Below are 19,526 nucleotides of genomic sequence, written 5' to 3' on the forward strand. Positions count from 1 at the left end.
TAGTGGTTGAGAGTACTTTGCCTGATAAACAAAAATGAACAACTTGCTTATTCTCATTTTGAGATTAAGATCATATTGTTTGTTTTGATTAAGGAACTATTGCTTTTTTTACAGTAAGATAGCGATATTCCTCGTTTCTTTGCTTAATAATTTAATAAAGGAAGTCGCTATGCTATTGAAAAATTTAAAAGAACTTCAGTCTTCTAAGACTTCAAAAGCATTGAAACTTAAAAGTCTTTATAAATTAGTGGCAGAGAATGGACCGATAAAAACAGAAACGTTGACCGAATTAGCACAAATGAAACCTGCGACTTGTGCTCGATTATTGGACGAGTTAAATGCGCTTCAATTAATTACAACCGCAGAGTTAGGGGAATCAACCGGTGGACGAAAACCTATTTTGTATAATATTAATACAGAAGGGGTGTTTTTAATTGGTATTGAACTGAGTAAAGTCTATTCAACTATTGTGTTAATGGACTTAAAGCTCAATATGTTGGATAAAATTAAAATATCGCCAGAGCCTTATTTATCTGCGTATAAAATGACTGAAAAGCTATTACCTAAAATTGATGCATTGTTATTAAAAAATAAAATCAGCTATGAAAAAGTTTTAGGGCTAGGAATTTCTATTGAGCATGTTGTTGAGCATCAATTGGCTTCAAAATCCCTCGACGAAGAATTCTGTGAATTAGAGACGTTATTACGTAAAAAAATTCCTACTTACGTTACCGTGGGAAGCGGGGTGCATTTTGCCGCTTTAGCCGAATTTCGTTTATATTATCGCCAAAAAACACAACGATTTTTATTTACCTCTTGTGATACCGAAGTAAGGGGATGCGCTATTATTGGTAATCAGTTTTTAACTGATACCTCGGCGACGATGAATTGTTTTGGTCATATGACAATTGATGCGAAAGGACCATTATGTGAATGTGGCTCTTATGGCTGTTTAAATACACTGTGCTCTTTAGATGCAATAAAAAATAATGTTATTCATCAGATAAGACGAGGAAAGCACTCTTTATTAACATCTCTTGTCAGTACAGATGATGAAATTAACTATCACACTATTTTCCAAGCAATAGAAATGCGAGATCCTTTGTGTATTGATGCATTAGAGGAAGCCGCTTATTACTATGGACTTGCTATCGCAAATACAATTTTAATGCTCCAACCTGATATTGTTGTTTGTGGCGGAACATTAATACCCAAATACACATTCTTTGATACCGTTAAAAGAACGATTGAAACTAAACTCTCTCTCTTTCCAAATATAAAAACAGAAGTTTACCCAGCAAGCCACGCTTATGAAATTGTTTCTCAAGGTGCTGGTGCTATGGTGTTAGAGCATTTAGTTAATTAAATAATGAAAAAGGCGCTGTAATATCAATTACAACGCCTTTTAGTTTTTTATTGTTGTTTGTTTTTACTGCTTTAACCCTGGTGAGGTTACCTGCTAGGAGACAGGTTTATTGATATAGACTAACTTTTTACTGCAAACTTCTTTTATTTACCTCATTGTGAGGAAGGTGATTCTTTTTATTTTTGGTTTAATTTAAACTATCTCGACTAACGTCTTATTGTTGTGCCGTTACTTTACCCTGGTACTTTGTGCATTTGGGAGCCAATTATAAATATGCCTTACATACCTAGAGAAAAAATAGATTACCAATCCATCGGCTATCGCTTGCGTGCTTATCGCATAGCCTCTTCATTAAAAGCTGAAGATGTAGCTGAAAGCTTGGGTATTTCTCGTGCTGCTGTATATCGATTAGAAAAAGGCGAAATTGTTAAAATTGAGACACTTGATAATCTTGCTAGATTATTAAATACCTCGTTAACCAGTTTGTTGGGTATTAATACAGAATATTATTCAAGTGCAAATGGCTTTTTTGAACGAATGCGCCAACTTGAAACTCAATCCTCACATATTTACACCCACTTCGAACCTTTCTCTTACTTATTAACTTCAGATTGTTATGACAAAACATTGGTTGAAATGCTAACAGAGGCTTCACCTTTAAATCTTTTGTCTGAAAAACAACAAGAAGTTTTATCTATTTTAAAAGAGCGTAAGAAGCATCAGTCCTTACATTCACCTCATATTTATAACCTTATTAGCCAACAGCAAATCGAAAAATTTCTTTATGTTGGTATGCTTGGCTCGGTTAATTTAACTAAAACAGTTCAACAAGAAAGAAAAGAACGAGCAAAAAATGAAATCCTTCATTTAATTGAAAAGTTAGAGCAAAAAAATAGTTATCTTAATATTGCAATTATTTCAGATACTATGCCGTCTTTAACTTTCCAACTATTTTATCAAGATAAAGTGCCTCTTTCTTTAGCCGTTAGCCCGTTCCGTTTAGGTGAGTTCCCTAATGTCAGTACGGGCATCGCGACTGTGACTTCTTCAACTGAGGCAATATTTCAGTACCAGTCCCTCTTTGATAAGTTATGGTTAAAAGCCACTAAAGGTGATGATGCTATTAATCTTTTAAAACAAATAGTTAGCGATTATTGATTTGCTAATGTACCTAATGTTTCAGCTAATAAATCTGCTGCAACCGCAATATCACTAAATTCGGTAAATTCATCAGGATGATGACTAATACCCGCAACAGATGGCGTAAAGATCATCGCTGTTGGATAAAGTGGCGCCATATTCATTGAGTCATGACCTGCACCACTTAGCATTGTCATATAGCTGATATCGTGTTTTTGGCACAAGCCTTCAATAACTTGGCAAATTGAATCATCTAGTTTTACTGGCGATTCAGCAGAAATTGGTTGAACATCAATAGCGACACCAAAATCCTTTTCTGCTTTTTCGACACTATTATTTAAACGCTGTACAACACGTTGAATACTTTCAGTATCAATACCACGAATATCCACTGAGAATTTTACTTGCCCTGGAATAACGTTCATGGAGTTTGGTACAACATTGAGTTTACCAACTGTACCAACAGTGCCATAAACTGCCTCTGTACAGGCTGCACGATTGATATCTGTAATAATGCCAGCACTTGCAACTAGAGCATCTTGGCGCTGGTACATTGGTGTCGCACCAGAGTGATCTGCATGGCCATTAACTGTAACCGAGAAACGAGTTGGCGCAGCTATTCCGTTGACAATACCGATAGTTTTCTTGTCATTCTCAAGGCGTTTACCTTGCTCAATATGCAGCTCAACAAAGGCGCTAAAACGATCTTTTTTGATTAAACAATCATCAAAATTATCATGTTGGTAGCCTAAAGACTTCAGAACTTCAAAGTAGTTATTGCCATCATCATCTCTATTTTGTTCCCAGCGAGCTCTATCTATTTTGCCTGTTAAAACCTTACTGCCAATACATGAAAAACCAAAACGACTAGATTCTTCTGCACGGAAAACAACCAGCTCAAGGTCTCGTTTAAGTTGTTGTGGTTTATATTGCATTAAGGCATAAAATCCAGCGATAACACCCAAGGCTCCATCATAAGCACCACCTTGAGGTACGGTATCAAGATGAGATCCTGTACCTACAGCGGGTAGTGAGCGATCTTTACCTGGTAGGCGTGCGTAAAGTGTACCAATGCCATCACGATAAACTTCAAGGCCAGCTTCTTTCATTAAACCAGCAAGATACAGATGCGCGGCTTCATCTTCTTCGCCATAGGCAATACGAGTGATCCCTTTGCCACTGTTATCTTTTTTATAAATTTGCATTGTTTCAATTAACGCTTTCATATCATCAATTGAATAATGAGGTGCTGTATCTTGTTGAGTCATAAGAGAATTCTCCCGTGGTTTCTGTAATATCTCTTTGTCTAAAAAATGAGACAATTTAAGGATTAAAAAAGCCATCTTTAAAGATGGTCACTGTTTTTATGATCATTGCCTATTATATTTACTGCTGTAGCTATATTTCGTCAATGACAATTCAGGCGAATTTCATATTCTGTGAGGTAGGTATTAATTAAAAGGAGATATATATCTAGAGTATTTCTTAAATGAACTTAATTTGTGTGATAAATGTTATAAAAGCGATCACTTTTATTTTAAGTGTATAAAGGGGTATATATTTTAAGTTTTAAATGAAAATAAGAATTAGTATTGGTAGTGATTTTTTATTAGTGTGAAATATCATTTGTGATAGACTTTAACGATATTGAAAGTAATATTGTTAATATGATAAACATCCTATCTTATATATTTATAATTAAAATCCATTTTTTATTTTATTTTAGTAATATGGACTTTTATCTTTAGGTGAGTTGGAAAAGTAGCTATTAACTATTGATAAGATTTGTTAAATATTACACTATAACAGCCGATAATTTGGATAAGATATAGCTTGAATTTTTATTTTCAACAAGGATGTGAAAAATATGGCTAAAGCTGAACTAGATACTAATTATAGTAATGCTTTTATAAGAGTGATATTTTTAAATTAACTAGAGTAGTTGATTGATTGAACAGAGTTAGAAATAAGTAGTTGTTGCTTTTTGTGTGGGATCTGTCGGTACATTATGTAGTACTCTAGGCGTTGATATGGCTATTTATTCTACACACGACTTATATAAGGAAGAGAATAAAGGTGAATGATTTTGATGTGTTATCACCATTTCCGTTTGGTTGGTTGGAGCTTTTTCTATTCTATATATCTTCATTTTTACTGTTATATGTCTTATATAAGTTGCAACTTTACCTTCTTAATAAAGAGAGTAGATTTTTAAATTTAATATATCTATTGTTTATTTATTTTATTGGTAGTAGTTGTCTTATTATATTTAAATTTGGTGATAAATATTTTCTTGGTGAGTTGTTTATAAGAACAGGTAATAAAGATATTATTCGGTATAGTTGTCTGTTTTTTGCTCTTTACCTTTGTATATCTCTTACGTTTGGCAAAAGAAAGTAACCTATCGTTTACCCTTTAAATATTATCTCGTTGTTTTTAACAACAGCCAATATTTCCACGATCTGAAAGGAATGCCTTAGAGTGATTGCATATTAATTAAATCAACTTTCTTTATTTCAACCCAAATGGGTATTACTTCCCAATTTGGTGGCAATTCCTTTTTTAACAGGAATTGTCTATGAAAAAGGAATTAATAGGTCGTACATCCTCACAGCAAAATGATCTTTATCGTATAGTGACAAATAAGATTATTTAAGTATTAGAACAAGGAACAGAACCTTGGCGTGAAACTGGGATACTGAAAATGAAAGGCTACCTGTTAATGTAGCAACGGGGCGTAATATGGATGGGAACGATTGAAAAAGGGGGGAATTCAAATCGGTAGTTGACTTTTAATCAAGCAAAATGCACGGGGAGCCAAAAAGAAAAGGTTCTGACTAAATCACCGATAGATGATATGTACTGTCGAATGGCACACTATCTAGAACTAAGAAAGAAGTCTCAAAAATTTATAAAGCGCAGAAAGCAAAAAACCAGCCCTAAGGCTGGTTTTTCTAAATAGTGGTGCCCGAACTCGGAATCGAACCAAGGACACGGGGATTTTCAATCCCCTGCTCTACCGACTGAGCTATTCGGGCAACGGGGCGTATTAAACCCGATATCGCCTTGCTCGTCAACGTTATTTATCACAAAACTGTTTGATTGCTGTTTTTTTAAACTTATTGATTAATAAAACGCTATTTGTCGCGGAAAATGCGTAAAAATAAAGTGAAAGTGTTTTGTGATACTTAAAAAATACATGACGATAAAGTCATTTACTAAGCTTCAGTAACAAAAAAGCTTCCCCAAATTATTGAGGAAGCTTTGTTTTTTAGACTAAGTATCAACTAACGATAGTTACGTTGAGCTGTACTGACTTTCTCAAGATAACGACGAGATTGGTCAGCAGGGTGCTTATTACGCAATGTGGTATACACCTGTGTTGGCTCTAAGTTGTTAATCATGGCCGCTGCTTGTTTCTTATCGTTATGGAATATCCGCAACACGCTACCTGCACCACCGTTATAAGCCTGTATAACGGCGTAACGGCGTGAAACAGGATCTTTGATATCTCCAAGGTAGCTATTTTGCAGTATCGAAATATAAGCCGCACCTGCATCGATATTATTAGCGGGATCAAATAAGTAACTACGACTTGGTTGTCCTGATTTTCCTTGCATTCGGAAGACATCTCGACCTGCCGTTGCTGGCATAATCTGCATTAAACCGAGTGCATCAGAACTACTTACTGCATATGGATTGAAACTGGATTCAATCTGCATAATTGCCAAAATTAGTGATGGCTCAACACCATATTTAGCTGCTGCTTGTTGTACTAGCGGTAAATATTTATGAGCACGTTGATCAAGGTGGTTAGGAACAAGATTGAGGGTGACATACCAAATTGTGTTTATACCGGATTGACGTTTTTGTAATTTATTGGCAATCAGATAATCTGCAAATTTATTGGCGCGCCATTCCCAACGTATAGGTTGCCCTGTGTTATCGAGTACTTGTCCTAATAAAAAGGGTTCTGTACTGTGAGGAATATTATTAACGTCAGAGTAGAGATCAATAGAGCCTGGATCTTCGCCCATTAATAATGTTGTGACTATCGCCTTATGCAATTGAAATTGAGGTGCATCATCACCTAAAGTTTCTATCGTAATCGTACCGGCTTCAAAATTAATATGGCTACGTGTTTTATAAGCATTGGTATATTTTACGTAGTCTTTAGGGCCTGCGATTAATACTTCCTTCATACCCCAAATCATTTCGATATTATTGGCAAATTGCCCCATAAGAATATCGAACGCATTAGTATCCTTTGCGTAATCGGGTTCAAATGTTTTTGATGGTTGACTACTACATGAAATGAGTAGAGGGGCGATAATCAGCAAGAGAAGGATTTTTTTCATGGTCAATTGCATCGCTATGGTGAATAAAATACCAGAGCCTTAAAGGCTCTGGAAAAGTGAATATTATTTTTCAGGTGGTGTGTAGCCGTCAATATGAACATCATGGCCTTCAAATAAAAATCGTACCATTTCTTGTTCTAATAGTTTGCGATCATCAGGATTCATGGTGTTAAGTTTTTTCTCATTAATAAGCATGGTCTGTTTTGCCATCCATTGAGCCCATGCTTCTTTTGAGATCTCATTGAAAATGCGCTTTCCAATTTCTCCTGGGTACAACTGAAAATCAAGTCCATCAGCTTCTTTGTTCAGGAAAGTACAAAAAATAGTTCTGCTCATAATAAATCCTCAATATCGCAGGTATTAGCTTAGGCTAATTGTCTAAGTAAATTCTCTACAGGTGCTGCTAACCCTACGGTTGCAGGTGTCTGTAAGTTATACCAAAGTCCTTTTTGCTCCTCCATCATAGAGGTAAACGTTGAGAGTTTTACGCAAATTGGCACAATATCTAAATGAAAGTGGCTAAAAGTATGTCGAAATGAAATCAGTTGTTCTGATTCATTATTATCGAGTCCATGCTCAGTTAGCCACTGCTCTAAAAGCGCTTTTGTTTCAAATTGAGGAAAGGCAAATAACCCACCCCATATTCCTGCTGGTGGTCTTTTATCCAACCAAACAAGATTATCATATTGTAAAATAAGAAAATAAGTTGTTTTTTCTGGGATAACTTTTTTCGGTTTTTTCCCAGGATAATCCGCCCAATTATTTTGAGCATAAGCGATACAACCAGTATTTAATGGGCATAACTCACATTTAGGCTTACTTCTTGTGCAAACCATTGCACCTAAATCCATCATTGCCTGATTAAAATACTCTACACCTTCGGTTGGGGTGACATTTTCGCTGATCTCCCACAACTTATTTTCAACTTCTTTTTTACCCGGCCAGCCTTCGACGGCATAACAGCGTGCTAAAACACGTTTCACATTACCATCAAGAATTGGATAAGGTTTTTTCAGTGATAACGATAAAATAGCACCAGCGGTTGAACGCCCAACACCGGGTAAGGCACAAACGTCCTCAAAGGTATCAGGAAACTGCCCTTGATGTTTATCTACAATGTGTTGTGCCGCTTTATGTAAGTTTCTGGCTCTTGCGTAATAACCAAGGCCTGTCCAAAGGTGAAGTACTTCATCGAGCGGCGCTTTAGCTAATGCGTTGACATCAGGAAAACGTGCAATAAAACGCTCAAAATAAGGAATAACCGTCGCAACTTGAGTTTGTTGCAACATTACCTCAGATAACCATACGTGATAAGGCGTTTTTTCTTGCTGCCAAGGGAGCGTTTTGCGCCCATATTTGTGATACCAATTGAGTACGACTTGCGAAAATTGCAGAGCTTCCATCATGTTTTATTTTATTAACTCATGTTCTGATTAAGGTAAGATTGCACCACAGAGAGAATAAACTGTAAACACTCTTAATATTTATCTTATAGAGTGATGCTTCTATGAGTGACTCTTGCTAAACTTAGTGATCTTTGGATAATGTCGGTTAAGTTGCACTATTGCGACATTATAACGATTTTAAGTAAATAATTGGCCTAACGACTGACAGTATTAGACATGATCAAGAATGTAATTTCTCCGGAATTCAACGAAGAAGGACGTGCTTTACGACGCGTTCGTAGTTTTGTTCGTAGACAAGGCCGTTTAACGCCTCGTCAAGAGCAAGCATTAGAAACACAGTGGCCTGCCTTTGGCATTGAATATCAACCGGAACCCATCGACTTCAGTCAGGTTTTTGGACGCGAAGCGCCTGTAATTTTAGAAATTGGCTTCGGCATGGGCGCATCGCTCGTGACTATGGCAAAAAATACACCAGAAAATAATTATTTCGGTATTGAAGTACATGCACCGGGAGTTGGTGCTTGTCTGGCAAGTGCTGAAGAAGAACAATTAAGCAATCTGAGAGTCATGTGTCACGATGCGATTGAAGTGCTCAATCATATGATCCCAGATAATAGCTTAAAAATGGTTCAGTTATTCTTTCCTGATCCATGGCACAAAGCGCGTCATAATAAACGTCGTATTGTTCAAGTGCCTTTTGCAGAATTAATTTTAAAAAAATTAACGTTAGATGGTGTTTTTCATATGGCGACAGATTGGGAACCATATGCAGAACATATGCTTGAAGTAATGACAAGTGTTGAAGGTTATCAGAATTTATCAGAAACTCAGGATTATGTACCACGACCAGAAACACGCCCTGTGACTAAGTTTGAAAAACGCGGTCATCGCTTAGGGCATGGTGTCTGGGATCTTATGTTTAAGAGGGTAAAATAATGGCTAAACAACGTAGTCGCCGCTTACGCAAAAAAATGCGTATCGATGAATTTCAGGAATTAGGTTTCTCAGTTAAATGGACTTTCCCAGAAAATACCCCAATTGAGGAAGTAGATCGCTTTGTTGATGAACTGATCCTCAAAGTTATTGAGCCAAATGGGCTGGCATTTGATGCAAGTGGTTACCTGAGCTGGGAAGGCTTAATCTGCTTACAACAAATTGGTAAATGTACAGAAGAGCATCGCCAATTAGTCGAAAACTTCCTAAAAGAAAGCAAAATGCAAGATGTACAGACCTCTGAACTATTTGATGTTTGGTGGGATTGATAGAAAGTTATACATTTAGCAAATAATAACAAGGGCATCCAAAAGGATGCCCTTGTCTGTCTGGGGAAGGGACTGTGACTACAACGTTATCTAACGCATTACTGTCAGATATTTTGCAACAAATTCGCCCATTAATCGGGCAAGGAAAAGTCGCGGATTATATCCCCGCATTAGCTCAAGTACCTCCAGAGCAGCTTGCTATGGCTGTTTATACGGTTGATGGTGAACTCTATCAATCAGGCATGGCAGATAAGCGTTTTTCAATCCAATCTATTTCTAAAGTACTTAGCTTAACGCTTGCTTTAACACGTTATGAAGAAAATGAAATTTGGCAACGTGTAGGAAAAGAGCCATCAGGGCTTCCTTTTAATTCCTTGATACAGCTAGAAATGGAAAAAGGAATACCACGTAATCCCTTTATTAATGCGGGTGCCATTGTTATCACTGATATGTTGCAGTCTCGATTAAGTGCGCCTAAGCAAAGAATGTTAGAAGTGATCCGTTTTCTCACTGATACTCCTGATATTTGTTATAACTCAGTGGTCGCAAAATCAGAGATGGAGCATCTTAGTCGAAATGCCTCTATTGCTTACCTGATGAAATCTTTCGGTAATTTTGAGAACGATGTTATTACAGTACTGGAAACCTATTTTCACTATTGTTCAATAGAGATGAGTTGCACCGAGTTAGTGCGATGTTTTAGTTATTTGGCTAATCAAGGTACATGTGTGGGTAATAAAAATCAGATTATTACGCCAAGACAAACCCGCCAAATAAATGCGTTAATGTTAACTTGTGGCATGTATGATGGTGCCGGTGAATTTGCGTTTCGTATCGGTATTCCCGGAAAATCAGGCGTAGGTGGTGGCATTATTGCTGTTGTTCCAGATGCCTTTACGGTTGCAGTTTGGTCACCAGAGCTGGATAAATCAGGTAACTCATTAGCAGGTTGTGCAGCACTTGAATTATTAGCAAACAAAGTAGGGCGTTCAATTTTTTAGGTGTGTTTTCAGGAGAGTTGTTATGAATTTAAGAAATATTGCTGTCACACTGTTTTTTGTTGCGGGTACAGCAAATGCATCACCAAGTTTTGATTGTGCTGTAATGCCAAAAGATGATTTACGCATAACCTCTGAATTTGTTGAAGTCGCAGGTTCGCATGGTTTAATGGTGATTTATCCTGACGGCACACTATTTCAAAATGAAAAAAGTGCCTCATTGACACCACAGCAACAAGAACTAGCAAAGAAATATCAAGCCACAGTAAGACGAGACGTACCTTGGTTAAGAACTGAAACAGGGGTAAAACTGCAAGATTCTCGCAAAGTGCTTGATAAAGTGGTGATTGAAGCTTTTGGTAAAGATAGCAATATCCTTAATAGATTAAGTAGATTAGAGAAAGATCTTAATCAGCAAATGGATAGAGTGGTCAGCATAGAACCGAATAACATTACATTCCATTCTCAAGCCATAAAAGAAGTCGAAGCCAAAGGTCGTGAAATCGTAGAAAGTAGCCTAGGTGGTATGTTGCAAGACAGCATTAATGAATTGGGAAAAAAACAGTTATTAGCAGCAGCTGGTGGTGACAGTAAAAAAGCCTTGGGCGGACTATTAGGAAACTTAGATGGTTTTCAAAAAATTATAGATCAGGAGTGGAAACAGCAAGAAGCTGCATTTACTCAATTTGGTCAGCAAGCTTGTAGCAAAATAACCCAAATGGAGAGTCAACGAGTGGAGCTTGTTAATTCTCTAAAAAAATAATGATACTCGTCATTCTTCAAGCGAGATCTTGAATTATTTAGAGTATATAAATTTCTATCTCACAACAATTGAAAACAATAATGAAAATCATTCTTATTCAATTGACTTATGAGATGAGCTGTTTAGAATGCCCTGTTTGAGTATTCCACTTAAACAGGGCAAAATTAATGAAGAAGATCCTTCCTTTAGTTATCGCATCTATCCTTTCTGTAACCAGTTTCTCTGCGTTAAGCAAAACGCCAATCGAATACCAACCTAACCAAGTTATTAGTCAGCACAATGACAAGATGGTGATTAAACACCTATTAGGTGAAACGTCGGTCACTAAGAACCCTTCAAAAGTGGTTCTATTTGATTTTGGTCTTTATGATTCTTTAGTTCAGTTAGGTTTAGCCGATAAAGTAGTTGGGCTACCGTTAGGTAATGCGCCTGCCTATATTAAAGGAAGTATTGCAAGCAACGTTGCTAATGTAGGTGGTATGAAAGCGCCTGACTTAGAAAAATTAGCCGAAATTAAACCTGATTTAATTATTATTACGGGTCGCCAAGGTGCATCATATGAGGCTTTAGCGAAAATTGCACCAACCGTTAATTTAGGTACTAACAGCGCAAACTATCTCAATTCAGTTGAGTCAAATATCAAATTATTAGGTGAATTATTTGATAAACAACAAGTGACTCAAGAGCAAATTGCTAAATTAAATACTGTTATTGAGCAAGCCCAGAAAAAAGCAGCAGGATCTGACAAAAAAGTTTTAGTACTATTACATAACGCTGGCAATTTAATGCCTAATAATCAAAGTGTTGTTTATGATGTTGTTAAAGCCAAAAGAGCCGAATTACCGCCTGTTGCTGAAGAAGAGAAAGGCAAACGTCGTGTTGTAACACCTGAAATGATCGCAAAAGCTAATCCTGATGTTATTTTAATTGTGGATCGTAGCGAAGCTATTGGCGCTGATAAATTAGACAAAGCAACATTTGAAAATGAGGTAATCAAAACAACCTCGGCTTATAAAAATAGCGGTATTATTTATCTACAAGCTGATCTTTGGTATCTTTCTGGCGGTGGTTTAGACAGTTTAACTAAACAAATTGAAGCGGTAGAAAACGCACTTTAATTGATTTAACCTTAAGATTTTTATGATGTTTTAAGGTTTGTAATAAAGAAAAATGCCCAACTGTGATTAATCAGTATGGGCATTTTTTTAAGCTAATTATTTGAAATCAGCAATATTAAAGGAATAACTCAAGCAATGAATTGAGGAAGAGTTTGCCATGAGGTGTAATTTGCCAGTGAGTGTCTGATTCACTGATATAACCTAAGGCCAAAGCTTCATCTATTTGATGGCGAATAACTTCTTCAGAAAGCCCCGTGTAATCACTGAAATCTTGTCTAGGGAATGCTTCTAACAGACGAAAACGGTTCATAAAAAATTCAAATGGACGGTCATCATTATCAACAAAATTTTGCTGGTGGAGATAACGACCTTCCATAAAACCTTTAGGATGCTTGGTTTTTACTGTTCGCATGATGCGACCATCTTCAAAGCTTATTTTTCCATGAGCACCACAACCGATACCTAAATAATCCCCGAAACGCCAATAATTTAAGTTATGCTCACATTGAAAGCCCGGCTTACAATATGCTGATGTTTCATATTGTTGATAACCTGCGGCTGTCAGTAATTTGTCACCTTCTGAGAAAATATCCCACAGCATATCGTCATCAGGTAATTTCGGTGGACGAGAGCCAAATTGTGTATTGGGTTCAATGGTTAATTGATACCAAGACAAATGTGGTGGGGATAACTCTATTGCTTGCTGTAAATCCGAAAGTGCTTGAGATAATGATTGGTCTGGTAATCCATGCATTAAATCTAAATTAAAACTACGTAAGCCTAATTCTTTGGCTAAACGAGCCGCATTTTTAGCTTCATCAGCATCATGAATGCGTCCTAAGCGAATAAGCTTATCGTTGCCAAAACTTTGCACACCAATAGAAATACGATTTACACCCGCACGTTGGAAGCCAGCAAAGCGTTCAGCTTCCACGGTTCCCGGGTTAGCTTCCATCGTAATTTCTGCATTAGGACTAACAGCAATGCGCTCTTTAACGCCATAGAGTAAATCAGCCATTGACTCAGCGCTTAATAAGCTAGGTGTACCGCCACCAATAAATATGGTTTGGACTTCACGGGAGCCAACGTGAATAAGATCGGCATCTAAGTCATTGAGTAAATGTTGCACATATTCCTGATGTGGAACTTCGCCTTTTAGCGTGTGTGAGTTGAAATCACAATAAGGGCATTTTTGTACACACCAAGGAATATGAATATACAAACTTAATGGAGGCAACTTAAGCATTCTTAAGGGCATCCAACATTAATTTAAGTGCTTTACCACGATGTGAATACTGATTTTTTTGCTCTTTAGTTAATTGTGCCGCAGTACAATTTAATTCAGGAACAAAGAAAATAGGATCGTAACCAAATCCACCTTCACCGTGCATTTCTGTGCTTAATACACCGTGCCAAATACCGTGAAAAATCAGCGGAGTTGGATCGTTTTCATGGCGCATATAAACTAATACACAGTTAAATTGTGCTTGGCGTTTTTCAGCAGGAACATCTTTCATTGCATCAAGCAATTTATCCAGATTTTGCTGATCGCTTGCATCAACACCTGCATAGCGTGCTGAGTAAATACCCGGAGCACCGCCTAAAGCATTTACTGAAATACCGGAGTCATCAGCAATAGCTGGTAGACCGGTTACTTTTGCTGCATGACGAGCTTTAATCAGCGCATTCTCAACAAAAGTTAGGCCAGTTTCTTCAACAGAATCAACACCAAGCTCTGTTTGAGCAACAATATCTAAACCGAAAGCAGAAAGTAAAGAGGCTAGCTCTTTAACTTTTCCCGGATTTCCAGTTGCGAGCACTACTTTTTGCATGAGTGTTATCCTTAGTAAAGCGTTACGCTAAGTAGCCATTGTAAAACGTCTACGCGCAGATAGTTCAGGGCGTAAAGCACAAGAATAACAATCATTGCAGAGAAATCTAAACCACCCATCGCCGGAATGACACGACGGATTGGTGCCATTAAAGGTTCTGTTAATTGAAATAAAAGATGATCAATTGGATTACGACCTTGGCTTACCCAGCTAAGAATTGCGCGGATAATGATCAACCAGAAAATCATCTTACCTGCTGCTGTAAGCAGTTCAATAAAGGCGAATGGGAACATTAAAGATAAAGGAATAGATGTTCCTGATAAGTAAGATGGGACGATAATACCTAGCAGAATTAATATGTAGGCTAATAAAACTGAAGCTGTATCAATAGGACCAATAGAAGGAATAATACTTCTCAATGGGCGAACAATTGGCTGTGTGATCTTGACGATAAATTGTGAAAAAGGATTATAAAAATCAGCTCTGACACATTGCATCCAAACACGTAATAGCAGTACGGATGTGTAGAGTTGAAGAAGAGTCAGAATGACGAAATTTAAAAAATTCATTAGTTGGCCCTGATGAAATTAAAATTGTTTTTCCATTTCTTGCGCACGTTTAATCGCAGCTTGCATGGCAGAAGCGACGTTTTCAGGTAGTTTACCTTCATAAAACTGCATAAGTGCAGCTGCTGTCGTTCCACCTTTTGATGTTACTTGCTCGCGTAAAGTTGAGAAAGGTAACATGTGTTGTTTCTCTGCTAAGGCGGTAGAACCACTTGCTGCTTGTTGCACAATAGCTCTTGCCACTTCAGGTGAAAAACCTAAACGTTCTGCTTCTTGTTGCATTGATTCCATAAACAAGAAGAAATAAGCGGGTGCACTACCAGCAACGGCGATAATATCATTGATGGCAGATTCTTGCTCTACCCAAACGGTTGTTCCGACACTTTTCATTAATTCATCGGCAAACTGTTTATCTTGAGATGAAAGTGAATTGTGAGCGAACATACCACTTAAGCCTTTACCTACAAGAGCCGGAGTATTTGGCATAATACGAACAAGCTGTAATTGAGTTGCAAAATAGTCGTTATAACGAGTAGCGGGGATGCCAGCAGCGATAGTGAGGACTAACTTTTTGCTCATATCGATATTTTGTAAGGGCTTACAAACTTCTTCCATCATTTGTGGCTTTACTGCCAACACAATAACATCCGCTTTCTGAACCGCATCAATATTGTCATTAGTACTATGAATACCGAACTCTTTTTCTAGTGGTTCACGGCGAATGGCAGAAGGTGAGCTGACGGTTATTTTATTTGCTGGATATCCACCTTGAACCAATCCTGCAATAATGGCTTGAGCCATATTTCCAGCGCCAATAAATGCGATGTTACGATGTTCCATATAAACCTCTATTTTTACTTAGTCGCGTAATCTCTTGCGCCAAAAATTGCTGTTCCAATACGAACGAGTGTTGAACCACAAGCAATAGCAGCCTCCATATCACTTGTCATTCCCATAGATAAGGTATCTATATCGGGATATTGAGATTGCAATTGTTTAAATGCAAGATGCATTTTTTTTAGTACTTCAACTTGTTTGTCATAATTGCTTTCAGGTGCTGGAATAGCCATCAATCCGCGCAATTTAATACCTGATAGAATAGAAATTTGTGCCGCTAGCCCATCAAGTTCAGTCAGATTAATACCTGATTTACTGTTCTCATCACTAATATTGATTTGAATAAGGACATTTATTGGTGGCAATGAGTCAGGACGTTGGTCACTTAATCTTTGAGCGATTTTCAATCTATCAATGGTATGGCACCAATCGAAATTTTCAGCAACAAGACGTGTTTTATTTGACTGTAAAGGGCCGATAAAGTGCCAAACTAAGGTGTGGTTATCAGCAAAATAATTGATTTTATCAACACCTTCTTGGACATAGTTTTCACCAAATTCAGTTTGTCCACACGCTATTGCTTTTTCGATGTCACTCGCAGGTTTTGTTTTACTCACTGCAAGTAGTGTTATTTCTTCTGAAGAACGGCCGCATTTCTGCGCTGCTGTGTCAATGTGAGACCTGACATTGACGAGATTCTGTTTAATAGTATTCATGGCAACTCAGGAGATAATAAGATGAAAATGGAAAATTTAATTGCATATAGTGTAAAGCATAACGCCTCGGATCTGCACCTTTGTTGTGGTGATGTACCACGATTGCGGATCAATGGAATACTTTATCAACAAAATCAATGTAAACCTATCACTTCCGATAGTCTATTAGCGTGGTTTTTGCCTTTTTTGAGCAACACTCAAAAGCAAATTTTTGAGAATGAAGGGCAAGTTGATACAGCACTCACGCTGTCTTGTGGGCAGCGACTTCGTGTTAATTTATTTCGCCAACAAAAAGGCATTTCAGCTGTATTAAGAATAATTGAAACACAAATTCCTTCTTTAGATAAACTTCGAGTACCCAAGTCGGTTTCAACACTTTTAGACAACTATTCTCATGGACTTATTTTGGTGACTGGTGCAACAGGAAGTGGGAAATCATCGACATTAGCGGCAATGATCAATCATTTAAACCAATATCAACGTCAGCATATTTTGACATTAGAAGATCCTATTGAATTTATACATAGCAATAAGCAAAGCATTGTGCAGCAAAGGGAAATAGGGCGAGATGTTCAACATACTGCAAATGCGATAAAGAGCGCTCTGCGCCAAGATCCAGATGTCATTATGTTAGGCGAGTTAAGAGATGCACAAAGTATTAAGTTGGCATTAACGGCAGCAGAAACAGGGCATTTGGTGCTGGCTACATTGCATACTCAAGGGGCGGCACAAACACTTGAGCGCGTGACAAATGTATTTACAGGTAATGAGCGACAATGGATTTCATCACAATTAGCGTGCAGTTTAAGGGCGATAATTTCACAAGAGTTAGTTTCTTCAATTGAAGGCGGACGTGTGGCGTTATTTGAAATAATGCAGGTCACACAGGGTATTTCGCATCTTATTAGAGAAGGAAAATACCACCAAGTGACAACATTAATGCAAACAGGTAGTGAATACGGTATGCAAACCTTCATGTTAAGTCGGCAGCAACGCCAACATGAAGGTTTAATTCAAGCTGAGTGATAACTTATAAGTAAAAATAGGTGACTATGATTAGTTGGAAGCTATTTTTAGCATTGCTGTTCAAACCAGCTTTCAAGAATAATAACGGCAGATGCGGCATCTACACTGCCTTTATCTAAGGAACGGTAACCGCCACGCTCAAAAAGATGAGCGCGAGCTTCTACGGTGCTAAGGCGTTCATCATGCAAGGCAATTTGTACACCAAATCGACCATGAAGGCGATTAGCAAATTTTTTAGCTTGAGTTGTGACTAACTGTTCGGTGCCATCCATATTAAGAGGTAAGCCGACAACCACGAGATCAGGTTGCCACTCTTTTATGATTTTTTCTATTTGAGTCCAATCAGGAATACCATCTTTTGCTTTAAATGAGGCTAAAGGTCTTGCTGTTCCTGTAACTTCTTGACCGATAGCGGCACCAATGCTTTTTGTACCGAAATCAAAGCCCATTACCGTTCTGTTTGACATTATGCGTGACCCGCTATCGGTGAAATGGTGTGAATATTAATCCCAATTAATTCAGCGGCTTTATGCCAACGTTCAGCAATAGGGGTATCAAAAATAATTTGAGGTGAAGCTTCAACTGTTAGCCAGCTATTTTCTAAAATTTCTTTCTCTAATTGGCCTTGTTCCCAACTAGAATAACCCAAAGAGACTAATGTTTTTTCTGGTTGTCTTGCTGTACCTAAGGTTTCTAATACATCTTTGGAAGTTGTGATCATCGTGCTGTCACTAATTTTGATACTAGAACTAAAGCCTGAAACTGGAGTGTGCAAGATAAAACCATGCTCTTCTGCAACTGGACCTCCTGACATCACGGGTTTTTGTAAGCTAATTGCTTCATCTCTATCAGTCGAAAAAATTTCCAGTTGATCTAATACACCTTCCACAGAGATATCTTCAATAGGTTTATTAATAATTAAACCCATCGCACCGTTTTCATTATGTTCGCAAACATAGACGACCGAGCGTTCAAATAACGGATCGCTTAATGAAGGCATAGCAATAAGAAAATGGTTAAGTAAATTCATAATAGTAGTACTGTTCCCTGATCATTTTTATTAAAAAACCTAGCCCTTTTATACATTGTATTTCTTAATGTATACCGCTTATTGATTAATATGTGGGGGCTAGGTTCATACTTTTAAACCCTTTAATCTCAGTGTCTAAAAGTTAGTTTTTCTTGTTTAAGCGTACTTCAATTGCATCCATTAACATGCCTGTAATAGAAACATCAGGATAAGCCGCTTCAATTTCACGCGCACATGTTGGACTTGTGACATTAATTTCAGTCAAGCGATCGCCAATAACATCTAATCCAACAAAAATAAGACCTTTTTGTTTAAGGATAGGTGCAACTTGACGCGCAATAGCCCAATCACTTTCTGTTAATGGGCGAGCTTCGCCACGACCACCAGCGGCTAAGTTGCCTCGAGTTTCACCTTTTGCAGGAATTCGCGCTAAGCAATAAGGAACAGGTTCACCATCGACAACTAGAATGCGCTTATCACCATCGACAATTTCAGGTAGGAAATTTTGTGCCATACAGAAACGATGACCGTGTTCTGTGAGTGTTTCAATAATAACACCTACGTTAGGATCGTCTTTTTTCAAGCGGAAGATTGATGCACCACCCATGCCATCTAATGGTTTGAAAATGACATCACCGTGTTTTTCATGAAAAGCGCGTAAATGCTTAGCTTCACGAGTCACTAAGGTGTCTGGTGTTAATGTTGGGAACCATGCAGTAAAGAGTTTTTCATTACAGTCACGTAAGCTTTGTGGCTTATTAACTATCAGTGTTCCCATATCTTCAGCACGTTCTAAAATATAGGTTGCGTAAATAAATTCGGTATCAAAAGGCGGATCTTTACGCATCAAAATGGTATCAAGTTCACCTAAAGCAATATCTTGCTCTTTGCCAAACTCAAACCATTTTTCTGGGTTTTCTTCTACGCTGAGTAAACGAGTGTGAGCGCGTGCTTCACCTTGGTGTAGGTAAAGATCGTTCATCTCCATATAATGAATTTCCCAGCCACGACGTTGCGCTTCTAATAACATGGCAAAGCTGGTGTCTTTTTTGATTTTGATGGATGAAATTGGGTCCATCACAATACCTAATTTAATCATTACTTCTCC

The 19,526-nt window shown here is 37.7% G+C and carries 20 protein-coding genes and 1 tRNA gene; 8 read left to right on the plus strand and 13 right to left on the minus strand.

Going from position 1 to position 19,526, the window contains the following annotated elements:
• Positions 1–169: 169 nt before the first annotated feature.
• Positions 170–1,366, plus strand: coding sequence for an ROK family protein (locus tag D7029_RS04550; RefSeq protein ID WP_194951974.1), 1,197 nt, complete (start codon positions 170–172; stop codon positions 1,364–1,366).
• 273 nt (positions 1,367–1,639) lie between these two features.
• Positions 1,640–2,524: a helix-turn-helix domain-containing protein gene (locus D7029_RS04555; RefSeq protein ID WP_194951975.1), complete on the plus strand. Its 885-nt coding sequence runs from the start codon at positions 1,640–1,642 to the stop codon at positions 2,522–2,524.
• Here the strand turns inward: D7029_RS04555 and D7029_RS04560 are convergent.
• From D7029_RS04560 to mutY, 5 genes are all read right to left on the minus strand, one after another.
• Complete coding sequence (locus tag D7029_RS04560) at positions 2,518–3,774, minus strand: Zn-dependent hydrolase (protein ID WP_194951976.1); 1,257 nt, start codon at positions 3,772–3,774, stop codon at positions 2,518–2,520. The two genes, D7029_RS04555 and D7029_RS04560, sit on opposite strands and share 7 nt — an antisense overlap.
• A 1,694-nt stretch (positions 3,775–5,468) precedes the next feature.
• Positions 5,469–5,544: transfer RNA gene (locus D7029_RS04565), tRNA-Phe, on the minus strand.
• Positions 5,545–5,793: 249 nt separating this feature from the next.
• Complete coding sequence (mltC, locus tag D7029_RS04570) at positions 5,794–6,864, minus strand: membrane-bound lytic murein transglycosylase MltC (protein WP_194951977.1); 1,071 nt, start codon at positions 6,862–6,864, stop codon at positions 5,794–5,796.
• A 63-nt stretch (positions 6,865–6,927) separates the two neighbouring features.
• On the minus strand, positions 6,928–7,200 hold the full coding sequence (locus tag D7029_RS04575) for an oxidative damage protection protein (protein WP_006534840.1): 273 nt from the start codon (positions 7,198–7,200) through the stop codon (positions 6,928–6,930).
• A gap of 29 nt (positions 7,201–7,229) precedes the next feature.
• A complete protein-coding gene (gene mutY, locus D7029_RS04580) occupies positions 7,230–8,270 on the minus strand; it encodes an A/G-specific adenine glycosylase (RefSeq protein ID WP_194951978.1) in 1,041 nt (346 codons plus the stop codon).
• 216 nt (positions 8,271–8,486) lie between these two features.
• Between mutY and trmB the strand changes: the two genes are divergently transcribed.
• From trmB to D7029_RS04605, 5 genes are all read left to right on the plus strand, one after another.
• Positions 8,487–9,206, plus strand: a complete 720-nt coding sequence (trmB, locus tag D7029_RS04585; RefSeq protein WP_088493525.1) for a tRNA (guanosine(46)-N7)-methyltransferase TrmB — start codon at positions 8,487–8,489, stop codon at positions 9,204–9,206.
• Entirely contained in the window at positions 9,206–9,532 is a 327-nt protein-coding gene (locus D7029_RS04590; RefSeq protein ID WP_023581025.1) for a YggL family protein, read from the plus strand. The genes trmB and D7029_RS04590 overlap by 1 nt, the downstream gene beginning before the upstream one ends.
• Before the next feature lie 74 nt (positions 9,533–9,606).
• Positions 9,607–10,533: a glutaminase B gene (gene glsB, locus D7029_RS04595; protein ID WP_075672333.1), complete on the plus strand. Its 927-nt coding sequence runs from the start codon at positions 9,607–9,609 to the stop codon at positions 10,531–10,533.
• Between the two features lie 22 nt (positions 10,534–10,555).
• Entirely contained in the window at positions 10,556–11,293 is a 738-nt protein-coding gene (locus D7029_RS04600; protein ID WP_194951979.1) for a DUF2884 family protein, read from the plus strand.
• Positions 11,294–11,460: 167 nt separating this feature from the next.
• The gene (locus D7029_RS04605; protein ID WP_194951980.1) at positions 11,461–12,411 is read left to right on the plus strand and encodes a siderophore ABC transporter substrate-binding protein; all 951 of its coding nucleotides are present in this window, start codon (positions 11,461–11,463) and stop codon (positions 12,409–12,411) included.
• 115 nt (positions 12,412–12,526) lie between these two features.
• Here the strand turns inward: D7029_RS04605 and hemW are convergent, their stop codons facing one another.
• Genes hemW through D7029_RS04630 form a run of 5 tightly spaced genes read right to left on the minus strand, consistent with a single transcriptional unit; the run spans position 12,527 to position 16,362 of the window.
• Positions 12,527–13,657, minus strand: coding sequence for a radical SAM family heme chaperone HemW (gene hemW, locus D7029_RS04610; protein ID WP_194951981.1), 1,131 nt, complete (start codon positions 13,655–13,657; stop codon positions 12,527–12,529).
• On the minus strand, positions 13,650–14,243 hold the full coding sequence (locus tag D7029_RS04615) for an XTP/dITP diphosphatase (protein ID WP_194951982.1): 594 nt from the start codon (positions 14,241–14,243) through the stop codon (positions 13,650–13,652). Before D7029_RS04615 ends, hemW begins: the two co-directional genes overlap by 8 nt.
• An 11-nt stretch (positions 14,244–14,254) precedes the next feature.
• Positions 14,255–14,812 carry a YggT family protein gene (locus D7029_RS04620; RefSeq protein WP_194951983.1) on the minus strand — a complete coding sequence of 186 codons (558 nt, stop codon included), beginning with the start codon at positions 14,810–14,812 and terminating at the stop codon, positions 14,255–14,257.
• A gap of 18 nt (positions 14,813–14,830) precedes the next feature.
• Complete coding sequence (gene proC, locus D7029_RS04625; protein WP_088493518.1) at positions 14,831–15,649, minus strand: pyrroline-5-carboxylate reductase; 819 nt, start codon at positions 15,647–15,649, stop codon at positions 14,831–14,833.
• Positions 15,650–15,663: 14 nt separating this feature from the next.
• Complete coding sequence (locus tag D7029_RS04630; RefSeq protein ID WP_194951984.1) at positions 15,664–16,362, minus strand: YggS family pyridoxal phosphate-dependent enzyme; 699 nt, start codon at positions 16,360–16,362, stop codon at positions 15,664–15,666.
• A gap of 21 nt (positions 16,363–16,383) precedes the next feature.
• Here D7029_RS04630 and D7029_RS04635 point away from each other — a divergent pair, with 21 nt between their 5' ends.
• Positions 16,384–17,388: a type IV pilus twitching motility protein PilT gene (locus D7029_RS04635; protein ID WP_194951985.1), complete on the plus strand. Its 1,005-nt coding sequence runs from the start codon at positions 16,384–16,386 to the stop codon at positions 17,386–17,388.
• Between the two features lie 47 nt (positions 17,389–17,435).
• On the opposite strand, the gene ruvX is transcribed toward D7029_RS04635, so the two are convergent.
• The 3 genes from ruvX to gshB form a co-directional block, all read right to left on the minus strand.
• Positions 17,436–17,855, minus strand: coding sequence for a Holliday junction resolvase RuvX (gene ruvX, locus D7029_RS04640; RefSeq protein ID WP_194951986.1), 420 nt, complete (start codon positions 17,853–17,855; stop codon positions 17,436–17,438).
• Positions 17,855–18,418: a YqgE/AlgH family protein gene (locus D7029_RS04645; protein ID WP_023581015.1), complete on the minus strand. Its 564-nt coding sequence runs from the start codon at positions 18,416–18,418 to the stop codon at positions 17,855–17,857. The genes ruvX and D7029_RS04645 overlap by 1 nt, the downstream gene beginning before the upstream one ends.
• 142 nt (positions 18,419–18,560) lie before the next feature.
• A complete protein-coding gene (gshB, locus tag D7029_RS04650) occupies positions 18,561–19,517 on the minus strand; it encodes a glutathione synthase (RefSeq protein WP_075672353.1) in 957 nt (318 codons plus the stop codon).
• Between the last annotated feature and the right edge of the window lie 9 nt (positions 19,518–19,526).

This window comes from Proteus vulgaris (genome assembly GCF_016647575.1).
In the GTDB taxonomy this organism is placed as follows: Bacteria; Pseudomonadota; Gammaproteobacteria; order Enterobacterales; family Enterobacteriaceae; genus Proteus; species Proteus mirabilis_B.